The sequence below is a fragment of the Segatella salivae DSM 15606 genome (assembly GCF_000185845.1).
GTDB classification, from domain to species: domain Bacteria; phylum Bacteroidota; class Bacteroidia; order Bacteroidales; family Bacteroidaceae; genus Prevotella; species Prevotella salivae.
Genome location: NZ_GL629647.1, coordinates 1048026 through 1052999, shown reverse-complemented (window position 1 = coordinate 1052999; position 4974 = coordinate 1048026). Strand labels below are relative to the sequence as shown.

Sequence of the window (4974 nt, the reverse complement as noted above, 5' to 3'; positions counted from 1 at the left end):
CTGCCTCCTTTTACAAAGCACTTTGAAGATTCATTTCTTCAGAGTGCTTTTTTCGTTTATATTCCTTGCGGGCCTTCCGCAAATCGCTTTTTAAAGGATTTGGTGCTTGCGGGCCACCCGCAAATCACTTTTTAAAGATTTTGGTGCTTGCGGGCCACCCGCAAATCATTCCGCAAAGGGTTTGATGTTTCCGCGCATGGCGAAAGTCATTTCCCGAATGGTTTGGAGTTTCCGCGCATGGCGAAAGTCATTTCCCGAATGGTTTGGTGTTTCCGCGCATGGCGAAAGTCATTTCCCAAATGGTTTGGTGTTTCCGCGCATGGCGAAAGTCATTTCCCGAATGGTTTGATGTTTCCGCGCATGGCGAAAGTCGTTTCCCGAATGGTTTGTGATTTCCGCGCATGGCGAAAGTATTTTCCCGAAAGTTTTGGAGTTTCCGCGCATTGTGAAAGTCATTTCCAGAATGGTTTGATGTTTCCGCGCATTGTGAAAGTCGTTTCCCGAATGGTTTGGCATTTCCGCGCATTGCGAAAGTCATTTCCAGAATGGTTTGATGTTTCCGCGTATGGCGAAAGTCACTTCCCGAATGGTTTGATGTTTCCGTGTATGGCAAAAGTTATTTCCAGAAAGGTTTGGGGATATGTCTCTCCTATATATATTAAAACTGATCTTTGTTTTATCTAAAAGTATTCTTTTACAATTGATATTTTTTACTATAAAGTTGTGATTAAGGGAATTTTATTGTAATTTTGTTCTGTTATTTAATCTAAACAAGAAAAATGAAATATCTTTTATCAATTTTATTTTTTCTGTTTCTTGGAATAGAAGCAGATGCAAAAGGGTTTTCTGATAACTTCAAAGCTGAAAATCATCACTGGAATTTGGGACTTCATTTTGGTGGAATAGGGCAAACAGAAGATTTAGGAATGCCTGTATTCGCGCTAAGTACTACTATTTATGGATTTTATTTTGATGTTGGCGTTTGTCCAAGCAGCCACGAAAGTGATGTGAGGGTTGATAAATGGGATGATAACGAAGCTCTTATGTTTCATGCTGGATACCAGCTTCCGCTTACGAAATGGCTTCGTGTTATTCCTATAATTGGTTATTCTCATTGTGCCTCTGGTACAACTGATGGTTCAAACTATCATGTGACCAGTAATGGAATACATAACGAATTTACGGCTGATGAAAGCTTTTCAAAATTTGACTATGGTACGGCTGCTGTATTTAATATTAATCATATAAACCTACAAGCTACAATAACACGTTATAGCTGGTATTTAGGTGTTGGATATGAATTCTAATCTTTAGAAAGATTGTGGTTCTATCGACAATAGAATATTTTCTATTTTAGTATGCTTTATGCCTAAATTGTACTCATGGACAATTTAGTTTTTTTATGCTATATGGAAGACTCTACTTGAAGTCAATTGTTATATTTGTATGTTTTTACTAATCCATTTTTTAATTATAGTTGGTTATGTTCCTTATATAAAAATATTATTATGATACTTTTCTCCATAATCCTCACTCAACAAAATAGCTGAATGTTTTGTCTTTAATGAGCAAAATTGCTGGTGATTGCTTGGTTGTGTGTTTCATTCTTTTATATATTTTAATATTTCAAGTGAGCTTTTGTTTGCTTGTTAACCTAAAATATTGTATCTTTGCAGGCGTAGAATAAAAAGGATAGTACATCTTTTATGGTACTATACTTAGTATTTAACGGGACTGAGATTATTGGCTTTTTGTTTCTTATATGTCAAAATCGCGAGTATATCATATTTATTTTACTCAGGTTCCATAAAAAAGCAAATATGGATAAAAGAAAAAAGATCGTATTGTTGATTTTTAGTATTTTTATGTTTTTCCCTATGTACTGCTGTGCAGCAGAACAAACGGAGAATGCGAATGAAGTAGATTGGAATCCTGTTATCAACGCAATCATTCATGTTGAGAGCAAAGGAAATAGTCGGGCAAAGAGTGGTTCTTCTGTAGGTGTATTGCAGATAACTCCCGTTTTGGTTGCTGAGTGTAACCAAATCCTGAAAAAACGTAAGAGCAAAAAGCGCTTTAAGTTATCCGATCGTTTTAGTATTGCGAAGTCGAAAGAGATGTTTCTGTTGATTCAATCATATCATAATCCGCTGAATGATATTGAAACCGCGATTAGAGCATGGAATGGTGGCATTCATTTTAGCATTAAAAAGACGCAACGATACTTTGAAAAGGTAATGAGCTTACTCCATTAATATGGAATATAAAAACGACTGATTGAGGATAAACAATCAGTCGTTTTTATTTTTCTTGAATTTGAATATAGTCCTTTTACTTTCCTTTTGTTTTCTGAACTTCTTCAACTGCTTTTCTAACTGAGCCGTACATCAGTAGCAATCGCTTAGCATGGTCATAGTCAAGGCCTAATTCTTCAATAATCATTCGAGTTCCTCTGTCGATGAGTTTCTTATTTGTGAGTTGCATGTTTACCATGCGGTTTCCTTTCACACGGCCTAACTTTATCATGATACTTGTTGAAATCATGTTCAGAATCATCTTTTGTCCTGTGCCTGATTTCATTCTTGAACTTCCCGTAACAAACTCTGGGCCTACAACCATTTCTATGGGGATGTCACACGCTTCGGCCATGGGCGAATCTGGATTACTTGTGATACATCCTGTAAGAATACCTTTTTCACGAGCTTGTTTCAATGCCCCTACAACATAAGGAGTGGTTCCTGATGCTGCAATCCCTACCACTGTGTCGAGTTTATTGATATGATAAGCTTCCAGTTCTTCCCATCCTCGGTATTCATCATCCTCTGCATTTTCAACTGCATTGCGTAGTGCGGTGTCACCACCTGCAATTAATCCAATGATATGCGTAGGCGAAACACCGAATGTGGGTGGTATTTCTGAAGCATCAAGCACACCCAACCGACCGCTTGTTCCGGCACCCATATAGAATAACCGACCTCCCTTCTGCATCCGTGGGACTACGGCTTCAACCAGTTTCTCAATCTGTGGGATTGCTGCTTCAACGGCAAGTGCCACCTTTTTGTCCTCTTGGTTGATGTCAACTAATAATTCGTGGACACTCTTTTTCTCTAAATTGTCATAGAGAGACGGCTGTTCTGAAATCTTTATGAATGCCATAAGCTTTATACTTTAGTAGTGTGATAGGCAATAAGTCCTTCCATTGGCGCCTGAATTGTCTTGCCAATGGTCATGTGTTCTGCTTCTAAGGCCTCTTTCAAAGGTTGCTGAAAATAATATGCAATAGAGCCAACAAAGCCTATGGGCAGGTGTTCCCATCCCTGATATTGCTTCACATTGCGAACTAAAAAGCGACGAAAGTTCTCCTTTACCAAATCAAAAATGGCTTTATTTTCAATGTGTTTAGCCAGGAAAGGAACGAAACTTGCCAAGAAACGATTAGGGAATTTCTGACGATACACATGGTCAATGATATCGGCATTGCTAAGTCCATATTCTGCATGAAAGGCTTCGACAATGTCTTTCGGCAATTGATTCTTCAGTACATCGCCCACTAATGTCCTTCCCAATACAGCCCCACTGCCTTCATCTCCTAAGATAAAGCCTAATGGAGAAACGTTCTTTGTGATGTCCTTTCCATCATAAGCGCATGAATTACTCCCTGTACCCATGATACAGGCAATGCCTGGTTGGTAACCACATAGGCCTCGTGCTGCTGCCAACATGTCTGTAGCCACCTCGCAAACTCCCGTGATTTCAAATTGCTTTTTTAATGCTTCAGCCACTATTGGGCTTTTCTCTTTCGTGCAACCAGCACCATAGAAATAGACGGAGTCAAGACGTGTTGTTGGCAAATGGGGCACTAAGTGTGTTGCCAATTCATTTGCTATCTCTTCTGAACTCTGGAAGAACGGATTGATTCCTGCCGTTCTTACCTTTGTCACACTATTCTTTTGGTCCACCAAACACCAATCGGTCTTGGTTGAACCACTATCAGCTAAAAGTATCATAATTTGATAAATATTTGTTTTTTGTATAGATAATAGCCGCTACTCCATGTGAGGAATACGAACAATAACGCCCAAGCCAGTGCAGCATTTTGTGTTCCTATGCATGGCTGTAGCATGTCGGTGAATACCCACGCCTGTATCGGTTTACCACAAATAGGTACGATTGATAACGGAATCAGTAACAAGTCTGCCCATACATAAAGTGCTAATGGATTTACACCAAAGACTCTAAAGAAGGTGATAGCACTGCTTTTGTGGCCTTCTTTGTCGATGATCCAGCTTAGCATGGCTAATGTTGTTGAAGCCAAGCCGCAAGTAACCAGTGCGAAAGTTGGGGTCCAAAGTTTCTTGCTGATTGGGCAACCATAGCTTAAAAGGAAGCCTGCAAATGTCAGTAATGCACCAAAAAGGAAGAGCTTTTCAATTTTTTCATTGATTGATGTAGCAGACATTAAACTCCGTCCAACGCAGAATCCTATCAACACATGACCTAAAGCAGGAAGGTTACTCAGTAATCCTTCGGGGTCGGGAATATCCCATTGATATAAATGTTGACGTCCGAAAACAGCCTCATCTATAACATTGCAGATGTTCGATGCATCGTGGGCAAATCCATTTCCATAGCATAATATCAAGTAATATCCTACAAAGAGTGCACCAATGAAATAGGGAATATACTTATGTTTCATAGAGATTGCCACGAAAGAAGCCAGCATATAGCAGAAGGCTAAACGTGGAAACACACCAACTAATCGTATGTGATCAAAGACGTTTGCCGACACTACAATGCGCGACAGCAAGGGGAGTGTTGCGTTTTCTGCATTGAATAGCCCATGAGAAAACATCATAATCCAACTGATGCCAATACCAATCACATAGAGAAGTATGCCACGTTTGATGATTTTTCGTGTGCATGTCCAAGACCATTCAAAGTTATATTTGCGCAAGGATAGTATAGGTTGTGATG

At 39.3% G+C, this 4974-nt stretch carries 5 protein-coding genes and 1 pseudogene; 3 read left to right on the top strand and 3 right to left on the bottom strand.

What is annotated here, in order from left to right; genetic code table 11:
- Positions 1–147 precede the first annotated feature (147 nt).
- The 3 genes from HMPREF9420_RS04350 (at position 148) to HMPREF9420_RS04340 (ending at position 2255) form a co-directional block, all read left to right on the top strand.
- On the top strand, positions 148–684 hold the full coding sequence (locus HMPREF9420_RS04350; protein ID WP_147625612.1) for a hypothetical protein: 537 nt from the start codon (positions 148–150) through the stop codon (positions 682–684).
- A gap of 95 nt (positions 685–779) precedes the next feature.
- Positions 780–1307 carry a hypothetical protein gene (locus HMPREF9420_RS04345; protein WP_007134238.1) on the top strand — a complete coding sequence of 176 codons (528 nt, stop codon included), beginning with the start codon at positions 780–782 and terminating at the stop codon, positions 1305–1307.
- Positions 1308–1820: 513 nt separating this feature from the next.
- The gene (locus HMPREF9420_RS04340) at positions 1821–2255 is read left to right on the top strand and encodes a transglycosylase SLT domain-containing protein (RefSeq protein ID WP_044079089.1); all 435 of its coding nucleotides are present in this window, start codon (positions 1821–1823) and stop codon (positions 2253–2255) included.
- Positions 2256–2331: 76 nt separating this feature from the next.
- Here the strand turns inward: HMPREF9420_RS04340 and murQ are convergent, their stop codons facing one another.
- The 3 genes and pseudogenes from murQ to HMPREF9420_RS04325 all read right to left on the bottom strand — a co-directional run.
- The gene (gene murQ / locus HMPREF9420_RS04335; protein WP_007134235.1) at positions 2332–3156 is read right to left on the bottom strand and encodes an N-acetylmuramic acid 6-phosphate etherase; all 825 of its coding nucleotides are present in this window, start codon (positions 3154–3156) and stop codon (positions 2332–2334) included.
- Positions 3157–3161: 5 nt separating this feature from the next.
- Positions 3162–4007 (bottom strand): ATPase, encoded by an 846-nt coding sequence (locus HMPREF9420_RS04330; RefSeq protein ID WP_007134234.1) that lies wholly within the window; start codon positions 4005–4007, stop codon positions 3162–3164.
- A pseudogene (locus HMPREF9420_RS04325) lies at positions 4004–4974 on the bottom strand (acyltransferase family protein); the annotation flags it as partial. The pseudogene HMPREF9420_RS04325 and the gene HMPREF9420_RS04330, both read right to left, overlap by 4 nt.

What these genes read in the sequence shown, in the direction of transcription:
- murQ (WP_007134235.1), bottom strand. Translation starts at nt 3,156, where the DNA reads ATGGCATTCATAAAGATTTCAGAACAGCCGTCTCTCTATGACAATTTA.
- HMPREF9420_RS04340 (WP_044079089.1), top strand. Translation starts at nt 1,821, where the DNA reads ATGGATAAAAGAAAAAAGATCGTATTGTTGATTTTTAGTATTTTTATG.
- HMPREF9420_RS04345 (WP_007134238.1), top strand. Translation starts at nt 780, where the DNA reads ATGAAATATCTTTTATCAATTTTATTTTTTCTGTTTCTTGGAATAGAA.
- HMPREF9420_RS04330 (WP_007134234.1), bottom strand. Translation starts at nt 4,007, where the DNA reads ATGATACTTTTAGCTGATAGTGGTTCAACCAAGACCGATTGGTGTTTG.